This is a genomic window from Ruegeria sp. CL3 (genome assembly GCF_056536505.1).
The window spans coordinates 223,775-248,624 of record NZ_JBQFPT010000001.1 but is presented as its reverse complement, the minus strand read 5'-3'; the positions used below and the strand labels follow the sequence as shown (position 1 = coordinate 248,624).

Sequence of the window (24,850 nt, the reverse complement as noted above, 5' to 3'; positions counted from 1 at the left end):
ATTAGCTCCGGGTGTTTTTCTTGTTCATGGACTTAACGTCCAGAACTTCGGGGGCCTGGGCTTCATGCGGGTGCTCGGCACCGGCGTAAACGCGCAGGTTGGTCATTTGCTGACGCGCCAGACGGTTGCCCGGCAGCATGCGCTTGACGGCCTGAACGACAACGCGCTCAGGATGTGCACCTTCCAGGATCTGCTGTTTGGTGCGCGACTTGATGCCGCCCGGGTGGCCAGTGTGCCAGTAGAAGTTCTCTTCGCGCTTCTTGCCGGTCATCTGGATTTTGTCAGCGTTGATCACAATGACGTTGTCGCCCATGTCCATGTTCGGGGTGAACGACGCTTTGTGCTTGCCACGCAGGCGCATGGCGACGATCGAAGCAAGACGGCCCAGAACAACGCCCTCGGCGTCGATCAGGATCCATTTCTTGTCGATGTCTGCAGGTGTTGCAGAAAAGGTTTTCATGGCAGGATAGTCCTGTTTGATGTGAAAGACCGCCCCAAGACAGAGCGGTCCGAATTCGATGGAGGGGGTTTAGACCTGCTTAGAATGCACGTCAACACACGCAATCAAGTTTTTATTGTTCTTTTTTAATGACTTACAAAATAGGTATTATTTTACCCCAATCTAAACGCTGATTTGTTCAGGCGGATTATCCAGTAAAGCCCGCAGGCGGAGCATCGCATCCTCGAACCTCTGCAGGGATACATGCCCGTTCATCGCAATGCGCACCGCATTTGGTGCTCGCCCATCGCGCAGCGCGAACTCATCTGCAGACCGCAGCTGAATCCCTTCTCGCTCGGCAGCACGGCTGAAGGCCGCAGCCCGCCAACCCGACGGCAAATGCAGCCAAACAAACGGCACATCAGGCGCCCAGTTCAGATCGAACCCGCCCAAGGCATTCACTGTCACCCGCACATACTCTCCCATCCGCGAGCGTACATCCCGCGCGATTTGACGCGTGCGAGGGTCAGAGAGCAACAACCGGGTCAGTTCAGCCAGTGGCTGCGCCAAGCCAAAATACCCGTATTCGGCTGAGCGGCGCAGATCCACGCTCCGGTCTCTGGGCGCAATAGCGAAGCCGACGCGCAGGGACGGAGTCAGCACTTTCGAGATCGAAGACACATGCCACCCACGCTCTGGGGCCATCGCGCGGAAGCTTGGTTCCTTCGCGTCTCCCATCCGGTAGCAGTCGTCCTCAACGATCTGTACATCGTATTTCCGTGCGATTTCCACGATTTCCTTGCGCCGCTCTAAAGGGGTGTGCAGTCCGGTCGGGTTCTGAACCTCGGGCGAAACACAGACCGCCTGCGCCGGCGTCTGGCGCAGAACATGCTCCATCGCTGCCGGGTCGATGCCCCATTTGTCCATTCGGATGCCAACCACATCGGCCCGCATCAACTCTGCCGCGCGACGGAACCCAGCATAAGAAAGGTCTTCGACCATCACGATCGGTTTGGGACCTTGCAGAATGGTCTGGAATACAAGGCACAGGCCGTTCTGACCTCCGTGTGTCAGTACAATGTCGTCGTCGCTCAACTTGCCAAGCGGCAGGTTCGACAACCATTCAACCACTGCCTGGCGCATGGGTTTATACGCATCGCGTGTCGGATAGTTCATGAACAAGGCCGGATCCGACTGCGCGACTTTCTGTAGACACTCGCGGATCAGAGACACCTGCCCCATATCTGCAAGCCTCGGGCTGAACAGGCTGACGTGATTGGCATTCTGAGCCTCAGCCAGATGAAGCTGCCTGGACCAGACATCGTCCAGAATCGGGGATTTGGGAGGGGCTACAAATGTACCACGTCCGACCTCAGCTTGTAGTAAGCCCTCTTCGGTCAGAATCGTATAGGCCCGCGCGACGGTTCCCGGAGTGATCTGGAGCCGATACGCAAGTTCGCGCACAGGGGGCAGTTTGGCCCCGATATCTAACGTCTTACTTTCAATCGCTTTTCGTATTGTATCAGCCACTAACGCATACTTGGGCCCTTTGGATTTTGGCAGCGTCTCCGGCCAAATTGTATCCATTACAATTCTTCCTTTGCATTTGACACAATTGCGAATGTATCAAACATATGTACCGAACATTGCTACTTTGTGTCAATACAATTTGAAAGGAATACTGAGATGACACGCACAATGCACACTCCCGCCCTTACACTGCTGAACGCCAGCCCCCGGCTGCCGCTGATCGCTGTGCTGGCCGTGCAGTTTGCGGCGGCGGTCACTCAATGGGAACGCCGTCGTCGCAGTCGCGTCAATCTGGGAAGGCTGGATGACAGGTTGCTCAAGGACGTAGGCCTGACCCGTCTGCAAGCCGATCGCGAAATCAAGCGCTATTTCTGGCAACTTTAACCCATCCCCAGTCCCAAATTCATTTGGGACCTCTTCCCTGGCCGGGGTTCGCCCCGGCCCTTTTTATCCGAATTTTGCAGCCAAAGACCCGGCCGGCGGGATGGAATAGGTCATACTGGCCCGCGCCACGGGTTGATCTGCCCCAACCGAGTAAATCAATACATCGCCAACGGCCAGAGTGCGCCCCAGTTTCAGAAGGCGACATTCAGCGATCAGATCTTTGCCACCTTCAGGTTTGCGCAAAAAGTCCAGAGAGCTGTTGGTCGTCACCGCCAAGGACTGACGCCCCTTGCGCGCCAACACCATGGCATAGACGCAAACATCTGCCAGACCGAACATCGACGGCCCTGAAACTGTACCACCGGGGCGTAAATGACGGTCCTCGACCACAAGGCGCATGGTGATCGTCTCCTCGGTCAGGTCCTCAACCACGAAATCGCGATGAACCTGTGGGAATACCTCTTTAAGGTACTGCGACAGCTCGTCTTTGCTTAACGCCAATCCCATGCTTCCCCTCCTTAACTTCTCGCCCTAGAGTTGGCCCAACAGCCAGCGGGAGGGCAAGATGGCAATTTTGGAACGTAACGACACAGGTGCCATCGCGCGGCTGCACATGAACGCGCCCGAAAGGCTGAACGCGCTGAGCGACGAGATGCTGGCCGCCTTGCAGTCCGAGTTCGACACGCTGCGCGATGACCGCTCGATCCGTGCAGTTATACTGTCGGGCGAAGGCAAGGCCTTCTGCGCTGGACATGATCTGAAACAGATGACGGCCGGACGTCAGTCTGAGGATGGCGGCAAGGCCTATTTTCAAGACCTCTTTAACCGTTGTGCGCGGATGATGATGTCAATTCAGTCCCTGCCCCAACCCGTTATTGCGCAGGTGCACGGCATTGCCACAGCAGCCGGTTGTCAATTGGTTGCCACCTGCGATCTGGCCGTCGCCGCCGAAGGCACGCGTTTTGGAGTGAACGGAGTGAATATCGGCCTGTTCTGCTCAACCCCCATGGTCGCGCTCAGCCGCAACATCCCCAGAAAACAGGCATTTGAGATGCTGACCACCGGAGGTTTCCTCTCAGCCGAACGCGCGCAGGAACTGGGGCTGATCAATCGGGTTGTCCCTGAAGCTCAACTCAACGACCAAACCCTCGCCTTGGCCGAACAGATCGCAGGCAAGCTGGGCGTCGCCGTCAAAATCGGAAAAGAGGCGTTTTATCAACAACTTCAGATGCCGCTGGATCAAGCCTATGCCTATACCGGAGAGGTAATGGTGCAGAATATGCTGCATCGCGATACCGAAGAAGGCATTTCTGCGTTTATCGAAAAACGCCCCCCGAATTGGTCTCAATAAGACAATTATTCCGAACATTTTTCACTACTGTCATCATTTTTGCACTTTTCAAAAGGGCAACACTGTGGCAATGCTGGGACGAGGCTAAGGCCTCACGTACACTTTTGGGTCGCCGTGGGCGGAAGGTCCCTCCAAGCTGGTTTCTCTCACTGGCGTTGACATTCCCGCAGCGGCGACCCCAAGACCCCCCTAAAATCTGTAGCATTTGGCGGTTGCTCTGTTGCGCCTGCTTGGGCTCTGCCCTATGTGGCAGCGCATGACACAAGCATTGCATATCGTGGGCGGCGGCATGGCCGGGTCCGAGGCCGCATGGCAAGCGGCGGAAATGGGCGTGGATGTTGTGATCCACGAAATGCGCCCCACTGTGGGCACCTTTGCGCACCAGACCGGCAATCTGGCCGAGATGGTGTGTTCCAACTCGTTCCGCTCGGACGATGATGAGCAAAACGCCGTGGGTCTGCTGCATTGGGAAATGCGCGCCGCCAATGGTTTGATCATGACAACTGCCGATGCCCACCGTCTGCCCGCAGGCGGGGCGCTGGCCGTCGACCGCGATCCGTTTGCCGAGGCGGTCACGGCCAAACTGCGCGCGCATTCCCGGATCACGGTGACGGATGAAGAAGTTACCTCTCTGCCCGACGACGGGCAGTGGATCTTTGCCACCGGTCCTCTGACCTCAGCAAAGTTGGGTGAGGCCATTCAGGCCGAAACCGGTTCGGACGCGCTGGCGTTTTTTGATGCCATCGCGCCGATTGTCTATGCCGAGAGCATCGACATGAGCAAAGCCTGGATGCAGTCCCGCTATGACAAAGGCGAGACTGAGGAAGAGCGGACAGCCTATCTGAACTGCCCCATGGACCGCGATCAGTACGAGGCCTTCATCGACGCCCTTCTGGCCGCCGATAAAACTGAGTTCCACGAGGGCGAAACCGCCGGTTATTTTGATGGCTGCCTGCCGATCGAGGTTATGTCTGAACGGGGTCGTGAGACCCTGCGCCACGGGCCGATGAAGCCCGTCGGCTTGACCAACCCCCATCAGCCAGACGTGAAACCGCATGCCATTGTGCAGCTGCGTCGCGACAACGCGCTTGGTACGCTGTTCAACATCGTGGGTTTCCAAACCAAGATGAAATACGGTGCCCAGACCGAGGTATTCCGTATGATTCCCGGTCTGGAGAACGCCAGCTTCGCGCGCCTTGGCGGGATACATCGCAACACGTTCATCAACTCTCCGACGCTTCTGGACGCCCAGATGCGGTTGAAATCAAAGCCGAACATTCGTTTCGCCGGTCAGATCACCGGTGTCGAAGGCTATGTCGAAAGCGCGGCTATGGGGCTTTTGGCAGGTCGACTGGCGGCAGCTGAAATTCTCGGCCGCGCCCTGCCCGAGGTACCGCAGGACAGCGCCATGGGCGCGTTGATCCATCACATCACCGGCGGCGCAGAAGCCAAGACGTTTCAGCCCATGAACGTCAATTTCGGCCTGTTCCGCCCTGTAGATGGCCTGAAAGGTGGCCGCCGGGGACGCAAAGACCGCTACAAGGCCTACACCGACCGCGCCAAGGCTGAATGGACGGAGTGGCTCGCGCAAAGCTGACTGGACGATAGACGATCCAGCGGCTTAACATGCGGTTATGAGTGACAAGTTTTTCAAGGACACATACGGATCAAAATCTCCGCAGGACACCCAAGCGCACTATCAGAAATGGGCCGCAACCTATGAGGATTCTGTCGCGGAACAGGGATATGCCACGCCGGGCCGGGTTGCCAAAGCGCTGTGGTCCAAGAGGCCTGAGGCACAAACTCCCATCCTCGACTACGGCTGTGGAACGGGGTTGTCCGGTCTTGCGCTGCGCTCAGTCGGGTTTGAAGTGATCGACGGAATGGACCCCACGCCCAATATGCTTGAGGAGGCCAAAGCGAAGAACGTCTATCGGGCGCTGATCGGCTTTGACATCTCTGATCCTGAACCCATTGAACACGGCGCTTACTCAACCATTTCAGCCATCGGAGTGATCGGTGCCGGAGCAGCACCGCCTGAAACTCTGGACCTCCTCATGCATGCGCTTCCCAAGGGTGGTCTATTGGCATTCTCTTATAATGATCATGCACTTGCGGACTACTCTTACACCTCACGCCTGAACGACTGGCTGGACATGGGGGCCGCGCGCCTGCTGTTAAAGGAATACGGGCCGCATCTGCCCGGAATGAACATGAAATCTGACGTGTACATACTCGAAAAGACGTGACTTTTACGACTCGCTTCGCGCCTTCCCCTACAGGTCCCCTGCATCTTGGACACGCCTATTCGGCGATGCTGGCCAGTGACATGGCTGCCTCCGAAGGCGGCACATTCCTGCTGCGGATCGAGGATATCGACCAGTCCCGTGCACGACCGCAGTGGGAAAAACAGATCTACGCAGATCTCGAATGGCTGGGCCTCAGATGGCCGACACCCGTTATGAGGCAATCTGATCGCATGCAGATCTATGAACAGGCCCTCGATACCCTGTGGTTGAAAGGTCTTTTGTACCCTTGCACCTGCAATCGCAAGGATATCGCCGCAGCGGCCAGCGCCCCTCAGGAAGGGGCACCTCTGCACGGGCCGGATGGGATCATCTATCCCGGCACCTGTCGGCACAAAGCGAGCCTAAACAGCGTAGAACGACCTAAAGACACGCCCCTCAGGCTTGATATGGCTATGGCGGCACAATCCGTTCTGTCACATGGGAGCGGCAGTTTTCTCGAGCTAGGCACTGGACCAAATGGGGAAACTGGACGGATTTCCTTCGACAAGGCCGAACTGGAAACAACGATCGGTGATGTCGTCCTTTCCCGCCGAGGTATGGGCACCTCCTACCACCTGTCCGTCGTCCTCGACGATGCGGCGCAGGGTGTGACCCATATCATTCGCGGTCAGGATCTGTTTGAGGCAACGCGTATCCACGTCCTGTTGCAGGCTCTGCTGGGCTTACCCACGCCCGAATACCTGCACCACCGCTTGATCCGCGACCCGAACGGCAAACGCCTCGCCAAACGAGACGACGCTCGCGCCATCGCAAAATACAGGGTCGAAGGCGCAACCCCTCAGGACATCCGCGCCATGGTCGGCCTTTGACACCGCTTTGTCGTTTCAAAAATACTCAAACCGAAGGTAGCGACATCTGCGCCACTCACTCCATCGGTTTCATCAACTCGACTTCTTCACCGTCGCGCGCGGCCGTGTAGAAGCACGACCGGCGATTTGTGTGACACGCCGCGCCAGTCTGACGGATCACGACCAAGATGCAATCCCGGTCGCAATCAAAGCGGAAATCGACCAGCTCCTGAATATGCCCGGACGTCTCGCCCTTGATCCAGAACGCCTGGCGCGAGCGCGACCAATAGGTGACGCGCCGCGTCTCCAACGTGCGCTTAACCGCTTGCTGATTCATCCAAGCCATCATCAGGACCTCACCCGAGGCGTGATCCTGCGCGATGGCGGGGATCAGCCCGGCTTCGTTATATTTGAGATTGGATGGATCGAACGTGACTGTGTCAGACATGACAAAAACCTTTTGCATCCCGAGGGCTGACCACTATGTATGGGGAACACGGAACGAGGGAAAGCCATGAGCGGCGAGAACGACCTGATTAAGCTGTACTCCGGGCGCATTCTGGCGCTGGCGGCTGATATCCCGCATCTTGATCGGCTGGATCAGCCTGATGCGACGGTCAAGAAACGCTCGCCGCTTTGCGGATCAACCGTAACCGTTGACGTGACGATGAAAGACGGACGTGTTAGCGATTTCGGGCAGGACGTCAAAGCCTGCGCCCTCGGTCAGGCAGCTGCTTCGGTGGTTGGCGATGCGGTGATTGGTGCAACGCGGGCACAAGTTGAAACCGCCCGAGATCAGCTGAAGACCATGCTAAAAAAGGACGGCCCTGCCCCGGATGCCCCGTTTGACGGGCTTGAAGTTCTGATCCCCGCCCGCGAATACAAAAACCGCCATGCCTCAATCATGCTGGCGCTTGAGGCAACAGCTGAAGCGATGGAACAGGCCGAACAGTCGAACTGCGCCTAAGCTTGGTGTTTTGGCCTAAACCTGTTTAATTTCACCCAAACTTCGGTGGAGGAATGGGATTGAACAACCTGCTCGAACACTTCGTGACGTTGTGGGTTGTCATTGACCCGATCGGCACAATTCCTGTTTTCATCGCCGTCACTGCGGGCCTCGAAGCCGCTGCACGGCGCAAAACGGCGATGCTCGCGTCGTTGATCAGTGCCGGCGTGCTGCTGTTCTTCCTCGTCTTCGGACAATTACTGATCGAGGCGTTAGATATCGGGTTGAACTCGTTCCAAGTCGCCGGAGGGATCATCCTGTTCCTGTTCGCGCTGACAATGATCTTTGGCGAAAGCAAGCAGGAGATCGAACAACGCGCCGCCGAAGACGACAAGGAAGATAAGGTCCATACGCACAACCCGGCGATCTTCCCTCTGGCTGTGCCATCCCTGGCCTCACCCGGTGCGATGCTGGCGATCGTGATCCTGACCGACAACCACCGCTACAGCGCCGCCGACCAGGGGATTACTGCCCTCGTCATGTTGTCGGTCGTGCTTATCGCCTTTGTTCTGATGCTTCTGGCCGAGCCGATCATACGCCTTATCGGTCATTCCGGCGCGGCAATCATCAGCCGGGTGATGGGGATGATCCTGGCCTCGGTCGCAGTGAATTCCGTTCTGTCGGCGATGTTGGAAATCATAAAGACCGGCCAGCTGTAAAAAAAAACCGCCGCTCCTTCCGGGCGGGAAGGGCGGCGGCAGGCAATGCGTTTCTCGTGTGGGGTCCGGGATACCGCGCGGGGCCGAGGCATGGCCCCTCAAGGGGTTTGGGACAGGCAGGTCACCCTTGATTTCACTGGGGATGACAGGCGCGGGCTATTCGGCACGAGATCGCAGGCAAAAAGAGTTAGAAGCCGACCGGAAGGTGAAGAGCCACCATCAGCATAACGACCAGAGACGCAACACCCGCTGCATCCTGCAGGATGGTCGAGTGCGAGCGTGTGATTACGGTCTTGATCTGGGTCAGCATGGGTCACCTCCGGGTCAGGGATTTAATCCTTTGTTGACCTTTTGTTCTCATATTTCCCCGAGTCGGTAAAGAACTTTTTAAGAACATTTGCGAACTTTATGGATACTTCGTTACTAACCCACTGAAATCAAACGGATCGCCTGATCCTGTTTCATCAGCCAAAGCAGAACACGCGCGGCCTTTCCCCGGTCCGAAGTCAGTTTGGGATCGGTGTTCAGCAAGGCCCGCGCATCGGTCTGGGCCACGGCCATCAATCCGGCCTGCCGTTCCAGATCCGCAATACGAAACTTGGGCAGCCCGGATTGGGCGGTTCCAATCAGATCCCCCGCACCGCGCATCTGCAAATCGGTCTCTGAGATGCGAAAGCCATCTTCGGTCTCACGCAGGACCTCCAACCGTTTGCGGCCGCCCTCACTGAGAGGTGCCTGATACATCAGAAGACAGGTCGAATCCGCATCCCCTCGGCCAACGCGTCCGCGCAACTGGTGCAGTTGAGCCAGACCAAAAATCTCAGCCCGTTCGATCACCATGATCGAGGCATTGGGGACGTTTACGCCGACCTCGATCACAGTCGTCGCCACCAGAACCTTGGTTTCACCTGTCTGGAAAGCGGTCATGGCGGCATCTTTTTCGGCAGGCGGCATCTGCCCGTGGACCAAGCCAACGGTGCCCTCGCCCAAGATAGCGCGCAGCCGTTTGAACCGCTCTTCCGCCGCTGTCAGGTCGGAGACCTCGGATTCGTCGACCAGCGGACAGACCCAGTAACACTGCCGCCCTTCCTCAATGGCGCGGCGCAGATGGGCGACGACTTCTTCCATCCGTCCGGTGCTTACAATCGCGGTCTTGATCGGTTTTCGCCCCGGCGGTTTTTCGTCCAGAACCGAGACATCCATATCGCCGTATTGCGCCAGAGCGAGACTGCGCGGGATTGGCGTGGCTGTCATGACTAGAACATCAGCACCCTGCCCTTTTTCCGACAGCTCCATCCGCTGGCGCACGCCAAAGCGATGCTGTTCGTCGACAATCGCCAGACGCAAGGCCTTGAACGCCACATCATTTTGGAACACCGCATGGGTGCCCACAAGTATTTGGATATAGCCAGCCTCCAAAGCAGCCAGCTTGGCCCGACGCTCGGCCCCCTTGTCGCGTCCGGTCAGGATTTCCAACACAACGCCAGCCTCTTCTGCCAAGGGGCGCAACCCCTCAAGATGTTGGCGCGCCAGAATCTCGGTCGGAGCCATCATGACCCCCTGCCCCCCGGCCTCGACAGCGACCAGCAGAGCCATAAACGCCACCAGCGTTTTGCCTGCGCCCACGTCACCCTGAAGCAGCCGGTTCATGCGCGATTCCGAGGCCATATCGCCCGCGATTTCATCTATCGCCCGCGTCTGCGCACCAGTTGGACGATAAGGCAGTCTCGCCAGAACCTTCGATTGCAACTTGCCCGTGCCAACACTGACAATCCCGCGTGCTTTGCGTTCCCGCTGCCGCGCCAGAGCCAGCGTCAACTGATGCGCCAACAGCTCATCATAGGCCAAACGCTCCCGCGCCGGGGCGAATGAGGCCACGTCATCCGCACCTTGTGGACTATGTGCGGCCTGAATTGCCGCGTGCCATGAAAGCCAGTTCTGACTGCTGATCTGCGCCGGATCAGCCCATTCGGCCAGGTCGGGCGCGCGCGCCAAGGCGCTGCGGACGGCCTTGAACATGGTCTTCTGCGTGATCCCCTGCGTCAGATGATAAACCGGCTCGAACTCCGGTATTTCCGAGGCTTGATCTACGGGCAGCATATGATCGGGATGCACCATCTGTGCCATGCCGTCGAACAGCTCCAACTTGCCCGAGATAACACGGCGCGAACCCTCCGGCAGAATTTTCTTCAGGTAGTCGCCACGCGCGTGAAAGAACACCAGTTGGAAATCGGCCTGACTGTCCTCGACATGGACCCGATACGCGCCGCCCCTATTCCGAGATGGGCGATGCGGGCCGACCGTCACCTCAACCGTCAACGTCGACGGCAGATCAACCCCTTGGATCGTGTCGCGCCTGCGTCGATCAATCACCGCATAGGGCAAGCCAAACAGAACGTCTCGCGGGCTTTCCATCCCGGCCTGCGCCATCGCCTGAGCGGTCTTCGGGCCGACCCCCTCCAAGGTTTCAACCCCAGCAAACAGGGGAAACAAGGATTCTGGCCGTCCGCTCATGCGCCGTCGATCAGCTGCAACCAGCCATCCTCATCCAGGGTTTCGATCCCCAGCTCTGCCGCCTTTTTAGCCTTCGAGCCAGCGCCCGGCCCCGCAACCAAAATATCGGTCTTCTTACTCACCGACCCTGAGACTTTGGCCCCCAACGCCTCGGCCCGTGCCTTGGCTTCGGCGCGTGTCATCTTTTCCAGCGTGCCGGTGAAAACCACGGTCTTGCCCGCCACCGGGCTTTCTGAGGCTGGCGCATCAGGTGGCACAACGGTCAAATGCGCCTTGAGCGCATCAAAGGCCTGTCGCTCCTCAACATTGGCGAAGGCGTCGGACAGAGCCAAACCAACCGTCGCGCCGATCCCGTCAACCGCAATCAGATCCGTCCACGCGGCCGAGGCCTCCTCGGGCACGGACAATTCCGCGATGGCGGCGGTGCGGCTTTCCTTGATCCGCGCCCGACGCCCGTCAGAGGCAGCGGCCAACCGTTCAACCTCTTCCGCTTGATCCGCGGCGCGATACGCAAGCGCCGCCGGTCTCGCGGTATCGACAGCTTGGGACATTGCCTCCCAGTCGCGGTAATGTAGCGCAAGATCACGCGCGACGACCTCACCGACATGGCGGATGCCAAGGCCAAACAGCAAGCGCGCAAAGGGAATGGTCCGTTTTTCATCAATGGCTGCAAACAGATTACTGGCCGAGGTGTCCCCCCATCCTTCGCGATTTTTCAAACGGGACAGAGCACTTGAGTCCCGCTCTTGCAGATTGAAGATATCGGCAGGAGTTTTGATCGGCAGGACGGGATCTTCATAGAACATCTCGATCTGTTTTGCGCCCAAGCCTTCGATATCGAAGGCTTTACGAGACACGAAATGCTTTAACTTCTCAACGGCTTGCGCCGGGCAGATCATACCGCCCGTACAGCGCCGCACCGCGTCACCTTCTTCGCGCACCGCCGCACTTCCACACTTCCCACACGTGCGCGGGAACTCATAAGGAACCGCATCTTCAGGCCGTTTCGACAGGTCGACATCGGCGATTTTGGGGATCACATCCCCGGCGCGGTAGACCTGTACCCAATCCCCCTCGCGGATGTCCTTGCCATCCCGGATGGTGCCCCCCTTGGCATCGCGCCCGGCGATATAGTCTTCGTTGTGCAGCGTTGCATTCGAAACCACAACTCCGCCAACTGTGACCGGATGCAAACGCGCAACAGGGCTGAGCGCGCCGGTGCGGCCGACCTGAATGTCAATCGCTTCAAGCCGGGTCCAGGCCAGTTCAGCGGGAAATTTATGCGCGATGGCCCATCTGGGTGTCGTCGATCGAAACCCGAGACGGGCTTGCAGGCCAAGGTCATCCACTTTGTAGACCACACCATCGATATCATAACCCAGCGTCGCGCGCTGTTCTTCGATCGACCGGTAGTGCGCCAACATGTCCTGAGTTGTCTTGCACAAACGTGTCAGCGGATTGGTCGAGAACCCAAAGCTTTTCAGACGCTCAATCGCTCCATCTTGCGTCTCCGCCAGAGGGGCCGACAGCTCTCCCCACGCGTAGGCAAAGAACTTCAGCGGTCGCGCGCGCGTGATTTCGGCATCCAACTGTCGCAACGAACCGGCTGCAGCATTTCTGGGGTTGGCAAAGGGTTTGCCGCCAGCCTCAGCCTGACGTTGGTTGAGCGCTCCGAAATCCGCGTGAGACATGTAGACCTCACCGCGCACCTCCAGAATATCGGGGGCGCCTGCGATAGTATGTGGGATATCCGAGATCGTTCGGGCATTCGCCGTCACATTCTCTCCCACTTCTCCATCGCCCCGCGTGGCGGCTTGGACCAGTTTTCCCTGCTCATACCGCAGAGACAACGAAAGCCCGTCGATCTTGGGCTCAGCCGTATAGGCCAAAGGCGCGTCCGCAGACAGGCCGAGATATTTGCGAATCGAGCGGTCGAAATCCGCGACATCCTCATCATCAAACGCATTACCCAATGACATCATGCGCTGTGCATGCGTGACCTTGGAGAACCCGTCGGCCGCGCGCGCGCCAACCTGATCACTTGGACTGTCAGAGCGTTTTAGATGCGGAAATTTCTCTTCTATTTCGCCATTGCGCCGTTTCAGCGCATCGTATTCGGCATCCGAAATCTCGGGCGCGTCTTCCCCGTGATACAGCCTGTTGGCCCGCAAGAGCAGTTCTGCAAGGCGCGCGAGTTCGGCGCGTGCCTCTTCCTCTGTCAGGTCTGCTATCGAGATGGAATTGCTCATGGCCTCGCCCTGTCACTTTATTCTGGACCTCAGTGATAGGGCGAGGTCATGGCTAGGTCCAGATGTGCTGAGCCGTGAGTGGAAATGCCACCCTTTGGACCATAGGGGGCAAGTGTCTTCGAACGTCAGGCGTTGACCGCCATCCGCGTCTCGTCGAGGGAGTTGCTTTGCGGGTCCCGCAACACATAGCCGCGCCCCCATACGGTTTCGATGTAGTTGTCACCGCCCGTCGCGTTGCTGAGCTTCTTGCGCAGCTTGCAAATAAACACGTCGATGATCTTCAATTCAGGTTCATCCATGCCGCCATAGAGGTGGTTGAGGAACATCTCTTTCGTAAGGGTTGTGCCCTTTCGCAAGCTCAACAGTTCGAGCATCTGGTATTCCTTGCCGGTCAGATGCACCGTCTGACCATCAACCTCGACGGTTTTCGCATCCAGATTGACCGCAACCCGACCGGTGTGAATCACCGATTGCGAATGGCCTTTAGAGCGGCGAATGATCGCGTGGATACGGGCCACCAGTTCTTCGCGGTGGAACGGTTTGGTCAGATAATCGTCTGCCCCAAACCCGAAGCCCTTGATTTTGCTTTCGGTATCATCAGCACCGGACAGGATCAAAATCGGCGTTTCCACCCGCGCAATACGCAGTTGGCGCAGAACCTCATGCCCGTTCATATCCGGCAGGTTCAGGTCCAAAAGAATGAGATCGTAATCATAGAGTTTCGCCAGGTCGATTCCTTCTTCCCCAAGGTCCGTCGCATACACGTTAAGGTTGGCATGCGTCAGCATCAATTCAATGCTTTTGGATGTGGTCGGATCATCCTCGACAAGAAGTATTCTCATTTCACTGCTCCAATTCGTGTCAAAACTTCCAATTAAAAATAAACCTGACCAAGAATGGTTAATCTTGCGTTACCGTTGAATTGTTTATTCACGTTCGCCTTTAGGTTGTCTATATTTTTTTAGCGCGGTAACTTTCAGAGCATCAACGCCATGCTCTGCCACAGCAGAGACCCAGATGTTGAATTCCTCATCGCTGATGCCGTAGCGTTTCTTGGCCTCGGACAAAGTGATCAGGCCATATAGTACCCCGCGCACGACAAGGATCTTGCGCGACGCCACCCAGCGCCGCGTATCTGGCGGCGGCAGATCGGCCTGCGACAAAATCGTGCCATCCGGCAGGGTTACAGACCGCGGACCTTCAACTTTGTGCAAATACATCTCTCAACCCTTCTCTGCTGCGACAAAGTTGACACCAGCCTACTTAATGCTGCGTGAAACCGCCCCTTGAGAGTGTCTAGAATTTTCTTATATTCTGCCGGTCTTTCTTAACCCGGACTGGAATCGCCATGGCCCTCGCCGCCGAGACCCAACTCAATTCGCTTGGCTTTGCCAAACCGCCCTCGGAAACGCGGGTGGTGGTTGCTATGTCGGGCGGCGTCGACAGCTCCGTCGTGGCCGCGTATCTGGCGGATCAGGGCTATGATGTCGTGGGCGTCACGTTACAGCTGTACGACCACGGTGCCGCGCTGGCTAAAAAAGGCGCATGCTGTGCCGGGATCGACATCCATGACGCGCGACGTGTGGCCGAAGAGCGTGGTTTCCCGCATTACGTTCTGGATTATGAGAACATCTTCAAGGACGCGGTAATTGACGAATTCGCCGACAGTTATCTGGCGGGCGCGACCCCGGTGCCCTGCATTCGCTGCAATGAGCGGGTAAAGTTCAAAGACCTGCTGGAAACGGCCAAAGACCTAGAAGCTGATTGCATGGCGACCGGCCACTATATCCAGCGGAAGATGGGGCCCAATGGGCCGGAGCTGCACAGCGCCGAGGATGCGAACCGAGATCAGTCCTACTTCCTGTTCTCGACCACGCCCGAGCAGCTGGATTTCCTGCGCTTCCCTCTGGGACACCTGCCCTCGAAGGATGCGACCCGCGAAATGGCTGCGCAATACGGCCTGGCGGTGGCCGACAAGCCCGACAGTCAGGACATCTGTTTCGTGCCCAATGGCAACTATGCCAGCGTCATCGAAAAGCTACGCCCCGGCGCCGCCGAACCCGGTGAGATTGTCCATGCCGATGGCCGCGTTTTGGCTAAGCACAACGGCGTGATCCACTACACGATCGGTCAGCGCCGCGGGCTGGGTATCGGAGGCCTGAGCGAGCCGCTTTATGTGGTGAAACTGGATGTCGACAAAAAACAGGTCGTCGTCGGCCCGAAAGAGATGCTGGCCACGCGAACCGTTCCCGTGCGCGAGATCAACTGGCTGGGCGATGAACCCTTCACGTCACGCGACGAATGGCATGTGTCGGTCAAAGTGCGATCAACCCGTCCCCCGCGCGAGGCGATCATTCGACCATTGTCTGAAACCACGGCCGAGGTCGAACTGCTGACACCCGAGGAAGGCATTTCGCCCGGTCAGGCCTGCGTGTTCTACGACCCAAACAGCAGTCGCATTTTTGGTGGCGGCTGGATTTGGAGCGGTTACTAGGCCGAGACCGGCGTGACCTCGGGTTCGATCTGGATCTGAAGCGCATCGTTGAACCGATTGAACGCCCCGCACAGGGCAATGCGCCATGTCAGCTCAACGATCTGCGCCTCGGTGAACCACTCTTTCAGGTCCGAGACCTCAGCGTCGCGCATCCGGCCTGAGCGGGTGGTCACCGCCTCGGCATAGCGGACCACTGCCTTGTCACAGGAATCCAGTTCGGGGTGATCTTCGACCTCCGGCAGCCGCGCGACGCCTTCTGCGCTGAGACCTGCCACAGTCAGCAAGGGCGTGTGATGCGACACGCAATAGGTGCAGGCATTCAGTTTGGAGACGGTGACCATCGCCAGCTCCAACGCGCGGCGCGGAAGGGTCGCCTGCGCGCGCAAGTTGGTGAGCATCCCGCTGACATGTTCCAGAACCGGCGGGCAATGCGCCGCCACTCGCGCCCAATTGTCGAACGGCCCATATGCGCCCAATTCCGCATGCGCCGCGCGCGCGGCCGGTGTCATATCATCGTCGGTCAAAGCGGGAATACGGGTCATTAGGGCTCTCCTTCTGCCGCAGGGTATCGCAAGCTGCAGGTCCAACTGCAACGCCGCTTCGTTCACAACACCGACACAGATCAGAGAATATCGGTCGGCGAGTTCAGCAGAATGTAGAGACCGACGCAGACCATGATATAAGGTGCGATCTTCTCAAGCCGCGTGACGCGCGGACCTAGTTTCTGCGCATGAGGCGCACCCCAGGCAGCAACGGCTGCCAAACTTGCCGAAGCACAAACCGCGCCAATCAGAGCCGCCAGCCGGTATGTGGGACTAGAATCTGCAAGCAAGGGTGTCATCACGGCGAATGTATCAACCGACAGGCTGAGAAACAGCGTCACGACCGAGGTCACCGCGCCCTTTGGGGTGTCGTCTGTTTGCTCAACGCCAGAAATCTGCTGCCAGATACCGCGCAGACCCAGAGCCAATGGAACAATCCCAAGATACCCGATCCACTCTGGCAGTCCGCTCTGGCTCAGGCCTGTTGCGACGGCCAATGAAAGGCACAGGACAAGCCCATGCGCGACGGCAAACCCCATCAACGAGCGGCGGTGATCCATCACCAGCATCAACCCCAACAACACGGCCAAATTGTCGAGATTGGTCGACACCATCACAAGCCCGGCCGAGATCGAAAAGAGCAGATACTCAAGCATCAGCTTTGGCCATCCGGGCCAGCAAGGCCTTGGCGGCGCGCAGGCCCGGTGCCTCTCCGCCGCGGCCGAGACGATCCATCGTAAGCGTCATGGCCTCACGCTGGGCCTCCGGCTGCGTTGCAACACGTTCCAGGGCTTCGGCGATCTGGTCGGGCTGGCAATCGTCCAACAGACACTCGGGCACCGTCCGCGTGTCCGAAACCAGATTGACCAGCGTCGCCGTGTCCAGATGCACCATCCGTTTTGCGATCAGAGTTGTCAGCCAGTTGAGGTTATAGGCAATCACCATCGGCGTGGCCTGAGCCGCCAGTTCCAGTGACACAGTGCCTGACGCTGCCAAGGCCAGATCAGCCGCCGCAAAGGCGGCCCGCTTTTGCTCCACTGCCTGATCTGAGGGCAGATCACGTGGATCAACCACCACGGGCGATCCTGGCCAGCTACGCAAATGCTCGGTCACGGAGTCGACCATATGAGCCACCGCTGGCACAACAACCCGCGTTTCGGGGCGGGTCTTCAGGTAGAGGGAGAGCGCCTGACCAAAGACAGGTGCAAGCCGGTCGACCTCGCCCCGGCGAGAACCCGGCAGGGCCAGCAACAGCGGCGCATCCCCCAGATCATGGGCGTCTCGAAAGGCCTTGATCTCCGCTTCCGTCGCCTGCGGTTCGCTTGCGACCGGGTGGCCGACAAAATCGCACTCCATCCCAGCGCGTTCCATGTAGGGCGGCTCGAAAGGAAGCAGCGCTAGAACGTGATCGATCACCTTGGCCATCTTGTCCGCTCGACCCGGACGCCAGGCCCAGACGCTGGGGGCGACATAGTGAACAGTGCGAATGTCACTGCTCGCCTTGACCAGTTTGGCCACACGCAACGAGAAATCTGGGCTGTCGATGGTGATCAGAACATCTGGTTGGGTGTCCAATACCGCCTGTGCCGTCTCAGATATCCGGCGTTTAAGGTGGAAGAACTTGGGCAGCACCTCAACCAGGCCCATGACGCTGAGTTCGGACATGGGAAAGCGGCTTTTCAGACCCTGCGCCTGCATCAACGGCCCGCCTACCCCATCAAACGCGACGTCAGGGACCAGCGACTTTAGACCCTCCATCAAAGCGCCGCCCAGCCGGTCGCCCGAAGGTTCTCCGGCGACCAGAAAAACGCGCATCAGACGGCCCGCTCGCGCACAAAGAGGAACAGGCCAAGGCGGTTGCACTCGGCGATGACATGATCCCGCCGCAGCACCATCACACCACCTTTTTCGATGACGATGCCCGTCAGACCGGCGGCCACCGCATCGGTGACGGTTTCCGGACCGATGGCAGGCAGATCAACGCGCCGATCCTGATCGGGTTTCGGACCTTTGAACAGAACCCCGCCGCCCGCATCAGGCCGCTGGGTCAACGATTGCAACATCCACGCAGTGCCAAAAATGCTCTCAACCGCCAGAGCCTGCCCTTTGGAGACGGCACAGGCCTGACCGATATCGGCAATGCCCATCGCGCGCAGAATACCTGCGGCACGGTCGGCATCGGCCAGATCACCCTCGGACGGATGCGTCTCGGACAGGCATCCCAGCGGAGGCAGCAGATCCGGTGCGATCTCATGCGCGGCTTTGACGGCCAGGCCCGCATCTTCAAAGATACCGATCACAGCGCGCAAAGCGCCATCATCACCCGACATCATCGCCTTTTGAATGATCGGCACCAAAGGCATCGTTGCGGCATCAATCCGCGCGGGATCGACTTTAGGCCGCTGCACCGCACCCGCCATGCAGATCTGCGTCACGCCGCGCACCTTGAGATCCGCGAGAAAGCTGCCGAGCTGCTCCAGACGGAAAACGACGTCTACAGTCAGGCTCTCAGGTTCGAACCCCTCCATCGCGCAGACCAACGGACGGTCTGGCAGAGCGTCCACGACAGCGTCCGGCAGAACACCCGTTCCTGCGATCAAAGCCAGCATTTGGTTATTTCCTCGGCGTCAGGAACGAGCGATCAGATTGACCCGTGACGAACTCGACAATGCGTTGAACATATTCGCTGTCGGTACCCTCGCCTGCGCGATGGGCGCGTTCCTGAAAGGTCCCCTCGCCGCCGGACAATTCCTTGAACGCAGCACGCAGCGCCGAGATATCCTCACGCGATACACCGCGCCGTTTCAGACCAACAAGGTTCAGCCCATCCAACTCGCCGCGCGGCGCTTGCACCAGACCGTAGGGAATAACGTCATTCGGTACCATGGTCAGCGCGCCGATGATAGCGCCACGACCAACACGGACCCACTGGTGCAGGCCCGAGATTCCGCCAACGATTACGTCATCTTCGACGATACAATGCCCCGCCGCGCCCGCATGGTTCACCATGATCACACGGTTGCCGATCTGAACGTCGTGGGCCACGTGAACTCCGGCCATGAACAGGCAATCGTCACCGATCCGAGTCACACCACCACCGCCTTCGGTGCCGGTGTTGATGGTCACATGCTCGCGGATGCGGTTGCGCTGGCCGATCTCAAGCCGCGTATTCTCGCCCCCGAATTTCAAATCCTGCGGAATCTCTCCGATCACCGAGAAGTTGAAGATCACCGTATCGTCGCCGACCGTGGTGTCGCCCGTGACGACCACATGCGTCTTCAGCTCGACCCGGTCGCCCAGTTTGACCTGAGGACCCACATAGCAGAACGGACCGATAACGCAGTCCTGACCGATCTGCGCACCGTCTTCGATGATTGCGCTTGGGTGAATGCCGCTCATGTTGTTTTTTCCATGTCCCAATCCACATAGGCCGAGAATTCGGCTTCGGCTGCGACTTCACCATCAACGGTCGCGCGTCCATTGAACTTGAACAGCTTGCCGCCCTTCTTGCCGCGCAGGGTTTCGACATGCATCTCCAGCACGTCACCCGGCACCACCTTGCGGCGGAATTTGCATTTATCGATGCTCATGAAATAGATCAGCAGCTCGGTATCAATGACATCCATGCCGACACCCAGCATCACGCCCGAGGTCTGCGCCATCGCCTCAACAATGGTCACGCCCGGCATGATCGGCGTTCCGGGGAAGTGACCCTGGAAATGAGGCTCGTTCATGGTGACATTCTTGATACCACGGGCCGATTGATAGCCATCGATGTCGACCACCTTATCGACCAGCAGAAACGGATAGCGATGCGGCAATATCCGCTGAATCAGCTGAATGTCGGCGCTTTTTGTTTCCGTCGTCATCGTTCAATCGTCCCGTTATTTGGATGTGTCAGTTTCCGCGTGGTTAGCAATACCGGCCCCTGAGGGCAAGCGAACCTATTCGCCTGAGCCGTCCTGAAGGCCGGTTCCATCGCCAATTGCGGCATTGATGCGGGCAATCGCTTCATCGGTAATGTCCGAGGTGTCGGCGCTGAGGAATACATTTGCGCGTTCCAGCACCACAGCCGCACCCGTCTCGCGCATAAGTTCGATCAGAACAGGCTGCGCCAAGGCATAAAACGTTTGGCGGCTTTCTTCGCTACGTCGGGCCAAAGCGTCCAGTTTGGCGCGCTGGCCTTCGCGATGCGATTGCACCTTTTCGTCGAAGGCCTGCGCCAGAGGCCGGAAATCCTCAGGGGCCAGCTCGGCGCGCTTCTGTGTCAGGTCTTTCTCTTCGCTGCTGAGTTCCGCGACGATCCGCTCATTCTCTTCCGCGAGCTGCGCGCCCTCGTATTCGATCTCGCGCAGCACGCGCTGGCCGAACGCCGAATCCGCAAACAACCGGTCACTTGAGATGGTCAGGACCAGCGGATCACGCACGCCCAATTGCTGCGCTAACGCTTGGGACGCAAGCACAAGGCCCAGCAAAAGGCAAAGGGCCCGAACCGGGCCCCATGCGCGTCTGGATATTCGCAACCGCATGCCGGATCAGAACCGAGCCTGAACGGTCAGGTCGAAATTCTGTTCCTTATCGAAGTCTTCCTTCTTCAACGCTTTCGAGAAGTTGAAACGCAGCGGGCCGAACGGTGTTTCCCACAGAACCGACACACCGATGACGTGACGAATGGAGCCATCCGCACCCACAATATTTGCACCTGCGGTATTTACGTCATTGATGTTGTAAAGGTTGCCGACGTCGTAGAACAAACCGCCCCGTAGGCCCAGTTCTTCCGGCAGCCCTAATGGGAAGTCACTTTCGAACCGCGCCACCCAGTAGTAGTTGCCGCCGATGGCGTCGTCCTGCCCGTTGGACAGATCACGCGGGCCAAGACCGGCCGGCTCAAATCCGCGGAAGGTGTTCGGCCCCAGAACGAAACGGTCGATGGTACGGCTGAAGTCATTCCCCGACCAATGCAGCGCGCCGGCCTCGAGCGTTGCGCGCAGAACGACTTCTTCGTTCCAAACACGGGTTTGCGCGATCGTGCGCGCCGTGGTCTTGAAGTACTTGTTATCGCCACCCAGACCGGCTGCATCGAAGCCAAGTTCGAACAGAACACCCGCATTGGGGTTCAGGCCGCCGATACGGCTGTCATAGACATAGGTCAGGCCAAAGCTGCTGTTGACCCGCTCACCTTGCGCGATTTCCGATGTGATGACCGCACCGTTCGTCTCGTTGTCCTGCTGGGTCATTTCCGAGCGTTCCCAGCCATAGCGCACACGCAGGGCCGACAGTTCGCCGATCGCATAGGTCAGCTGTGGGTTAAAGAACAACCGGTCCGTATCGTAGCTGGCAAAGCTTGAGTTCGTGGTAGCAATACCCAGACCCAGATCAAAACGCAGTTTGCGGCCCAAAAGGTACGGCTCAGTAAAGCTTAGCGAGTATTGCTCGGAGTCCTGAGCGGTCGAGATCGTCAAACCAAGGTTCTGGCCCCGACCCAGAAAGTTCGATTCATTCAGGCCGATGGCAACACCGAAACCATCCGAGACCGAGTAGCTACCACCAAGGCTCAGTGAGCCGGTGGGTTGTTCCTCGACATCAACATCCAGGATCACCTGGCTGGGCGAGGATCCTTCTCGCGGCTCGACCTCGGCGTTAGCAAAGAAGCCCAGGGCGTTGATCCGCTCAGCCGCTTGGCGAATTTCGCGTGGGTTGAAAGGGTCGCCTTCCACGGTGTCGAACTGACGACGGATCACCCGATCCAGCGTAGTTGTGTTGCCCTCAATATCAATACGCTCCACGAAAATCCGCGGCCCACGGCTGAGGACGAATTCCACGTCCAGCGTCAGATCGCGCGGGTTCCGCGTGACTCGCGGTTCGACTCTCAGGAAATCCACGCCCTGCTTCACACCCAGCCGTTCCTGACGCGCAATCGAGTTCTCTATCAGGGTCGGCGAATAGGTCACGCCCGGCTTGATCTTGAGAGCATCCTGATAGATCGACGGATCCACACCCGGGATCTCGCTTACGGTCGTGATTTTACCGAACGAGAACTTCTGCCCTTCGGTGATGTTCATGACCAGGAAAAAAGCATCCCGCTCACGGGTGAATTCCACGTTGGCACTGTTCACACGAAAATCGACATAACCGCGTGACAGGTAGAAATCCCTAATGACCTGCTTGTCGAATTCGATCCGGTCCCCGATGAATGTATCGTTGCGGAAGAACGTCCGCAGGAAGGTCGCCTGTTTGGTCTCAAGCACGCGACGAAGGCGGCGGTCCGAGAAGGCACGGTTGCCGACAAAGCTGACACGTTCAACCTCGATCGTGGTGCCTTCTGCGACTTCAAACACCAGATCGACGCGGTTGTCGTTTCGGCGGATGACGCGCGGGATCACAGTTGCCGATACCCGGCCTTGGGCGGAATAGACTTCGGCAATCAGATCGGCGTCCGCCTCGGCTGCCTGCGGAGTGAAAACACGGCGCGGCTCGGACGAGATCACATCAAGCAGAAGGTCATCTTTGACGCGGCGATTCCCTTCGATGCTGATCTGGTTGATCGTCGGGTATTCCTGCACCTCGATCACCAGAGTCGTGCCACGAGGTGTCAATTCGACTGTTTCAAAAACACCACTGTCAAGCACACGCTGATAGGCGTCGTTCAACTGACCGGCCGAAACAGTCTGCCCGGGTTCGATTCCCGTCCGTTGGATGATTGTGCCGGTCTCGATGCGCCGGTTGCCCTCAACCTCGAAGGAGTTGATGGTAAAGTTTTGCGCCTGCGCTGCATGCGGCAAAGCCAGTAAACCCATTGCCGCAGTAAGAAAAAGAAATGATCGTGTGCGCCACAAAATCTTGTTTGTTGTCATCTGCCCTCCGCAGGATATACCCGCGCCTCGCCCGTCAGCCATTTTTTCTCTACCCAAAAATTTAGGACTTAATGCTGAGTAACGAGATTGAATGCGCTTGTCAAAACTCCAAAACTATCGGGGCGACGATAGGTCACCTGACACGCATTCTTACAGGGTTTTGGGAATCAGAGACCGGCGAGATACGCGCCGCCGGCAAGCGCCAGCGCCGTCAGACCAAAGCACAAAAGCACATCCCAGTTCAGAACAAACAGGACGCTGACACTCTGATAGGATTTTTGAATAGCTTTGGTCATGGCCGCCTCATTTTCAGCGGCTATTTTTTACCCCTGAAATGAGGCAGCAATGCGGCGTGATTGCGCCGCTTGCGCCACAATCAGCAGAACAGATCGTTACTGACCGAGAAAACCATGAGGCTGAGAACGACCGCAATCCCGAGGGTCATCAAAATCCGCAGGGCCTTGTCGCTGGGCGGTTTGCCCGAGACCGCCTCATAGGCGTAGAACACCAGGTGCCCTCCGTCCAAAGCCGGGATCGGGAAAAGGTTCAAAAGACCCACGGCCGTTGACAGTACCGCGATAAAGAAGATGAAGTTCTGCGCACCCTGGCTGGCCATGGCGCCCGAGGTCTCGGCAATTCCGATCGGACCCGAAATGTTACATGTGCTAATCGCGCCGGTAATCATGTGCCACATGCCGGACAGAGACCCTTCGATGATGCGCCCGGTCTGACCCACGCCGCCAACCAGCGAATCCCAAAGCCCCGCAGGCTCGGTCGCCGGTTGCAGCATCATGCCGCCAACGATCCCGATCCGCCAATGGGTGACGAACCCACCATCCGGCTTCGGTTCATCTGTCCGACGCGGAGCAAGCGCGAATTCAAGCTCGGCCCCGTCACGCCAGACGTTGAGTAGCAACACCCGACCGTCCGAGCCTTCGACATGTTCTTTCAGCTGCTCGAAGGCAAAGATCGGATCTCCATCGACCGAGGTGATGACGTCGCCGCCTTCCAGCTGGATATCAAACGCCGCACTGCGCGGCGTGACCTGCTGGATCAGTGGTGGGAACAGCCAAGGGGCTGAGACATTCAACGTTTCGCCATCGCGCAGAACAGTATAGTCCAGCACCGGCTCGACCGGCAGCGCGTCGGTGAAGTCGCTCCACGCGCCTTCTTCATCGAAATCAGGGACTTCAATCCCGGCAATGGCCAGAATCTCATCGCCCTCCCGCAGCCCCTGCTCTGTTCCCGGCAGCGGCTTCAGTTCACCAACCGTCAGTGGCTCACGCGTGACGCCCTGAGACCAGAAGATCAGGCCAAAGACCAGAATCGACATGACGAAGTTGAACACCGGCCCGGCCGCCACAGTGGCAGTTCGCGCCCACAAGGGCGCTCCGTGCATGGTGTGGCGCAGATATTCCGGCTGCTGCTGCGCGATGTCATCCATCGCGTCTTCATCCTTGCCCGAGGCTGCATTGGCATCCCCAAGGAACTTCACATAGCCGCCAAAGGGCAACAGCGCAATCTGCCACCGCGTGCCGCGCTTGTCCACGCGGCTCCACAGAACAGGGCCGAACCCGATCGAGAACACCTCGGCATGAATGCCGGACCAGCGCCCGACGATGTAGTGCCCATATTCGTGAACCGCGACGATCGCGGACAGGGCAATCACAAAGGCCACAATCGTCCAGAGCAAATTTCCGAACTGAGGGATCAGCGAAAGTACGTCCAAAA

General features: G+C 58.3%; 27 protein-coding genes. 8 read left to right on the top strand and 19 right to left on the bottom strand.

Going from position 1 to position 24,850, the window contains the following annotated elements; translation table 11 throughout:
* Position 1 precedes the first annotated feature (1 nt).
* Complete coding sequence (gene rplM, locus ACR0NO_RS01265; RefSeq protein ID WP_170373746.1) at positions 2-460, bottom strand: 50S ribosomal protein L13; 459 nt, start codon at positions 458-460, stop codon at positions 2-4.
* A 162-nt stretch (positions 461-622) separates the two neighbouring features.
* Positions 623-2,026: an aminotransferase-like domain-containing protein gene (locus tag ACR0NO_RS01260; RefSeq protein ID WP_480722716.1), complete on the bottom strand. Its 1,404-nt coding sequence runs from the start codon at positions 2,024-2,026 to the stop codon at positions 623-625.
* A 99-nt stretch (positions 2,027-2,125) separates the two neighbouring features.
* Between ACR0NO_RS01260 and ACR0NO_RS01255 the strand changes: the two genes are divergently transcribed.
* Entirely contained in the window at positions 2,126-2,353 is a 228-nt protein-coding gene (locus ACR0NO_RS01255; RefSeq protein ID WP_480722715.1) for a DUF1127 domain-containing protein, read from the top strand.
* 63 nt (positions 2,354-2,416) lie between these two features.
* On the opposite strand, the gene ACR0NO_RS01250 is transcribed toward ACR0NO_RS01255, so the two are convergent.
* Positions 2,417-2,860, bottom strand: coding sequence for a PaaI family thioesterase (locus tag ACR0NO_RS01250; RefSeq protein ID WP_475215944.1), 444 nt, complete (start codon positions 2,858-2,860; stop codon positions 2,417-2,419).
* 58 nt (positions 2,861-2,918) lie between these two features.
* Between ACR0NO_RS01250 and ACR0NO_RS01245 the strand changes: the two genes are divergently transcribed.
* The 4 genes from ACR0NO_RS01245 (at position 2,919) to gluQRS (ending at position 6,822) form a co-directional block, all read left to right on the top strand.
* Positions 2,919-3,704 (top strand): enoyl-CoA hydratase, encoded by a 786-nt coding sequence (locus ACR0NO_RS01245; RefSeq protein WP_480722714.1) that lies wholly within the window; start codon positions 2,919-2,921, stop codon positions 3,702-3,704.
* A gap of 256 nt (positions 3,705-3,960) precedes the next feature.
* Positions 3,961-5,301, top strand: a complete 1,341-nt coding sequence (gene trmFO, locus ACR0NO_RS01240) for a methylenetetrahydrofolate--tRNA-(uracil(54)-C(5))-methyltransferase (FADH(2)-oxidizing) TrmFO (RefSeq protein ID WP_480722713.1) — start codon at positions 3,961-3,963, stop codon at positions 5,299-5,301.
* A 37-nt stretch (positions 5,302-5,338) separates the two neighbouring features.
* Entirely contained in the window at positions 5,339-5,953 is a 615-nt protein-coding gene (locus ACR0NO_RS01235) for a class I SAM-dependent DNA methyltransferase (protein WP_480722712.1), read from the top strand.
* Positions 5,950-6,822, top strand: coding sequence for a tRNA glutamyl-Q(34) synthetase GluQRS (gene gluQRS / locus ACR0NO_RS01230; protein WP_480722711.1), 873 nt, complete (start codon positions 5,950-5,952; stop codon positions 6,820-6,822). Before ACR0NO_RS01235 ends, gluQRS begins: the two co-directional genes overlap by 4 nt.
* A 55-nt stretch (positions 6,823-6,877) precedes the next feature.
* Here gluQRS and hisI read toward each other — a convergent pair whose 3' ends face one another.
* Complete coding sequence (hisI, locus tag ACR0NO_RS01225) at positions 6,878-7,267, bottom strand: phosphoribosyl-AMP cyclohydrolase (protein WP_480722710.1); 390 nt, start codon at positions 7,265-7,267, stop codon at positions 6,878-6,880.
* Between the two features lie 48 nt (positions 7,268-7,315).
* Between hisI and ACR0NO_RS01220 the strand changes: the two genes are divergently transcribed.
* Entirely contained in the window at positions 7,316-7,768 is a 453-nt protein-coding gene (locus ACR0NO_RS01220) for an iron-sulfur cluster assembly scaffold protein (protein WP_480722709.1), read from the top strand.
* Between the two features lie 59 nt (positions 7,769-7,827).
* A complete protein-coding gene (locus ACR0NO_RS01215) occupies positions 7,828-8,466 on the top strand; it encodes a MarC family protein (RefSeq protein ID WP_480722833.1) in 639 nt (212 codons plus the stop codon).
* Positions 8,467-8,653: 187 nt separating this feature from the next.
* Here the strand turns inward: ACR0NO_RS01215 and ACR0NO_RS01210 are convergent, their stop codons facing one another.
* The 5 genes from ACR0NO_RS01210 to sciP all read right to left on the bottom strand — a co-directional run bounded on the left by ACR0NO_RS01210 (position 8,654) and on the right by sciP (position 14,449).
* Positions 8,654-8,776, bottom strand: a complete 123-nt coding sequence (locus tag ACR0NO_RS01210; protein WP_256439826.1) for a hypothetical protein — start codon at positions 8,774-8,776, stop codon at positions 8,654-8,656.
* A gap of 113 nt (positions 8,777-8,889) precedes the next feature.
* A complete protein-coding gene (gene recG / locus ACR0NO_RS01205; RefSeq protein WP_480722708.1) occupies positions 8,890-10,980 on the bottom strand; it encodes an ATP-dependent DNA helicase RecG in 2,091 nt (696 codons plus the stop codon).
* Positions 10,977-13,229, bottom strand: a complete 2,253-nt coding sequence (ligA, locus tag ACR0NO_RS01200; RefSeq protein ID WP_480722707.1) for an NAD-dependent DNA ligase LigA — start codon at positions 13,227-13,229, stop codon at positions 10,977-10,979. Before ligA ends, recG begins: the two co-directional genes overlap by 4 nt.
* Before the next feature lie 125 nt (positions 13,230-13,354).
* Positions 13,355-14,071, bottom strand: coding sequence for a response regulator transcription factor CtrA (gene ctrA / locus ACR0NO_RS01195; RefSeq protein ID WP_170466869.1), 717 nt, complete (start codon positions 14,069-14,071; stop codon positions 13,355-13,357).
* Between the two features lie 84 nt (positions 14,072-14,155).
* Positions 14,156-14,449, bottom strand: coding sequence for a CtrA inhibitor SciP (gene sciP, locus ACR0NO_RS01190; RefSeq protein ID WP_170548619.1), 294 nt, complete (start codon positions 14,447-14,449; stop codon positions 14,156-14,158).
* A 128-nt stretch (positions 14,450-14,577) separates the two neighbouring features.
* On the opposite strand from sciP, the gene mnmA reads away from it, so the two are divergent.
* Positions 14,578-15,723 carry a tRNA 2-thiouridine(34) synthase MnmA gene (gene mnmA, locus ACR0NO_RS01185; RefSeq protein ID WP_480722706.1) on the top strand — a complete coding sequence of 382 codons (1,146 nt, stop codon included), beginning with the start codon at positions 14,578-14,580 and terminating at the stop codon, positions 15,721-15,723.
* Here mnmA and ACR0NO_RS01180 read toward each other — a convergent pair.
* The 10 genes from ACR0NO_RS01180 to rseP all read right to left on the bottom strand — a co-directional run bounded on the left by ACR0NO_RS01180 (position 15,720) and on the right by rseP (position 24,848).
* Positions 15,720-16,265 (bottom strand): carboxymuconolactone decarboxylase family protein, encoded by a 546-nt coding sequence (locus ACR0NO_RS01180; protein ID WP_480722705.1) that lies wholly within the window; start codon positions 16,263-16,265, stop codon positions 15,720-15,722. The two genes, mnmA and ACR0NO_RS01180, sit on opposite strands and share 4 nt — an antisense overlap.
* 80 nt (positions 16,266-16,345) lie before the next feature.
* Positions 16,346-16,921, bottom strand: coding sequence for a hypothetical protein (locus tag ACR0NO_RS01175; protein ID WP_170638668.1), 576 nt, complete (start codon positions 16,919-16,921; stop codon positions 16,346-16,348).
* A complete protein-coding gene (gene lpxB, locus ACR0NO_RS01170) occupies positions 16,914-18,080 on the bottom strand; it encodes a lipid-A-disaccharide synthase (RefSeq protein WP_480722704.1) in 1,167 nt (388 codons plus the stop codon). The genes ACR0NO_RS01175 and lpxB overlap by 8 nt, the downstream gene beginning before the upstream one ends.
* Complete coding sequence (locus tag ACR0NO_RS01165; RefSeq protein WP_480722703.1) at positions 18,080-18,874, bottom strand: LpxI family protein; 795 nt, start codon at positions 18,872-18,874, stop codon at positions 18,080-18,082. Before ACR0NO_RS01165 ends, lpxB begins: the two co-directional genes overlap by 1 nt.
* 4 nt (positions 18,875-18,878) lie before the next feature.
* A complete protein-coding gene (gene lpxA / locus ACR0NO_RS01160) occupies positions 18,879-19,664 on the bottom strand; it encodes an acyl-ACP--UDP-N-acetylglucosamine O-acyltransferase (RefSeq protein ID WP_170458277.1) in 786 nt (261 codons plus the stop codon).
* Positions 19,661-20,134: a 3-hydroxyacyl-ACP dehydratase FabZ gene (fabZ, locus tag ACR0NO_RS01155; RefSeq protein ID WP_170373767.1), complete on the bottom strand. Its 474-nt coding sequence runs from the start codon at positions 20,132-20,134 to the stop codon at positions 19,661-19,663. The genes lpxA and fabZ overlap by 4 nt, the downstream gene beginning before the upstream one ends.
* Before the next feature lie 75 nt (positions 20,135-20,209).
* Positions 20,210-20,794 carry an OmpH/Skp family outer membrane protein gene (locus ACR0NO_RS01150; protein WP_480722702.1) on the bottom strand — a complete coding sequence of 195 codons (585 nt, stop codon included), beginning with the start codon at positions 20,792-20,794 and terminating at the stop codon, positions 20,210-20,212.
* Between the two features lie 6 nt (positions 20,795-20,800).
* Positions 20,801-23,161 (bottom strand): outer membrane protein assembly factor BamA, encoded by a 2,361-nt coding sequence (bamA, locus tag ACR0NO_RS01145; protein WP_170373769.1) that lies wholly within the window; start codon positions 23,159-23,161, stop codon positions 20,801-20,803.
* Between the two features lie 125 nt (positions 23,162-23,286).
* The gene (locus ACR0NO_RS01140; RefSeq protein ID WP_419737989.1) at positions 23,287-23,415 is read right to left on the bottom strand and encodes a hypothetical protein; all 129 of its coding nucleotides are present in this window, start codon (positions 23,413-23,415) and stop codon (positions 23,287-23,289) included.
* An 80-nt stretch (positions 23,416-23,495) separates the two neighbouring features.
* Positions 23,496-24,848: an RIP metalloprotease RseP gene (rseP, locus tag ACR0NO_RS01135; protein WP_170700583.1), complete on the bottom strand. Its 1,353-nt coding sequence runs from the start codon at positions 24,846-24,848 to the stop codon at positions 23,496-23,498.
* Positions 24,849-24,850: the final 2 nt, after the last annotated feature.

Excerpts from the sequence above, each read along its gene's own strand:
- recG (WP_480722708.1), bottom strand. The coding sequence starts at position 10,980 with ATGAGCGGACGGCCAGAATCCTTGTTTCCCCTGTTTGCTGGGGTTGAA.
- ACR0NO_RS01255 (WP_480722715.1), top strand. The coding sequence starts at position 2,126 with ATGACACGCACAATGCACACTCCCGCCCTTACACTGCTGAACGCCAGC.
- trmFO (WP_480722713.1), top strand. The coding sequence starts at position 3,961 with ATGACACAAGCATTGCATATCGTGGGCGGCGGCATGGCCGGGTCCGAG.
- ACR0NO_RS01235 (WP_480722712.1), top strand. The coding sequence starts at position 5,339 with ATGAGTGACAAGTTTTTCAAGGACACATACGGATCAAAATCTCCGCAG.
- lpxA (WP_170458277.1), bottom strand. The coding sequence starts at position 19,664 with ATGAGCGGCATTCACCCAAGCGCAATCATCGAAGACGGTGCGCAGATC.
- rplM (WP_170373746.1), bottom strand. The coding sequence starts at position 460 with ATGAAAACCTTTTCTGCAACACCTGCAGACATCGACAAGAAATGGATC.
- lpxB (WP_480722704.1), bottom strand. The coding sequence starts at position 18,080 with ATGCGCGTTTTTCTGGTCGCCGGAGAACCTTCGGGCGACCGGCTGGGC.
- ACR0NO_RS01180 (WP_480722705.1), bottom strand. The coding sequence starts at position 16,265 with ATGACCCGTATTCCCGCTTTGACCGACGATGATATGACACCGGCCGCG.
- ACR0NO_RS01150 (WP_480722702.1), bottom strand. The coding sequence starts at position 20,794 with ATGCGGTTGCGAATATCCAGACGCGCATGGGGCCCGGTTCGGGCCCTT.
- ctrA (WP_170466869.1), bottom strand. The coding sequence starts at position 14,071 with ATGAGAATACTTCTTGTCGAGGATGATCCGACCACATCCAAAAGCATT.
- ACR0NO_RS01260 (WP_480722716.1), bottom strand. The coding sequence starts at position 2,026 with ATGGATACAATTTGGCCGGAGACGCTGCCAAAATCCAAAGGGCCCAAG.
- ACR0NO_RS01210 (WP_256439826.1), bottom strand. The coding sequence starts at position 8,776 with ATGCTGACCCAGATCAAGACCGTAATCACACGCTCGCACTCGACCATC.
- ACR0NO_RS01175 (WP_170638668.1), bottom strand. The coding sequence starts at position 16,921 with ATGCTTGAGTATCTGCTCTTTTCGATCTCGGCCGGGCTTGTGATGGTG.
- hisI (WP_480722710.1), bottom strand. The coding sequence starts at position 7,267 with ATGCAAAAGGTTTTTGTCATGTCTGACACAGTCACGTTCGATCCATCC.
- fabZ (WP_170373767.1), bottom strand. The coding sequence starts at position 20,134 with ATGACGACGGAAACAAAAAGCGCCGACATTCAGCTGATTCAGCGGATA.
- mnmA (WP_480722706.1), top strand. The coding sequence starts at position 14,578 with ATGGCCCTCGCCGCCGAGACCCAACTCAATTCGCTTGGCTTTGCCAAA.
- ligA (WP_480722707.1), bottom strand. The coding sequence starts at position 13,229 with ATGAGCAATTCCATCTCGATAGCAGACCTGACAGAGGAAGAGGCACGC.
- ACR0NO_RS01140 (WP_419737989.1), bottom strand. The coding sequence starts at position 23,415 with ATGACCAAAGCTATTCAAAAATCCTATCAGAGTGTCAGCGTCCTGTTT.
- ACR0NO_RS01245 (WP_480722714.1), top strand. The coding sequence starts at position 2,919 with ATGGCAATTTTGGAACGTAACGACACAGGTGCCATCGCGCGGCTGCAC.
- ACR0NO_RS01220 (WP_480722709.1), top strand. The coding sequence starts at position 7,316 with ATGAGCGGCGAGAACGACCTGATTAAGCTGTACTCCGGGCGCATTCTG.
- sciP (WP_170548619.1), bottom strand. The coding sequence starts at position 14,449 with ATGTATTTGCACAAAGTTGAAGGTCCGCGGTCTGTAACCCTGCCGGAT.
- bamA (WP_170373769.1), bottom strand. The coding sequence starts at position 23,161 with ATGGCTGACGGGCGAGGCGCGGGTATATCCTGCGGAGGGCAGATGACA.
- ACR0NO_RS01250 (WP_475215944.1), bottom strand. The coding sequence starts at position 2,860 with ATGGGATTGGCGTTAAGCAAAGACGAGCTGTCGCAGTACCTTAAAGAG.
- ACR0NO_RS01165 (WP_480722703.1), bottom strand. The coding sequence starts at position 18,874 with ATGCTGGCTTTGATCGCAGGAACGGGTGTTCTGCCGGACGCTGTCGTG.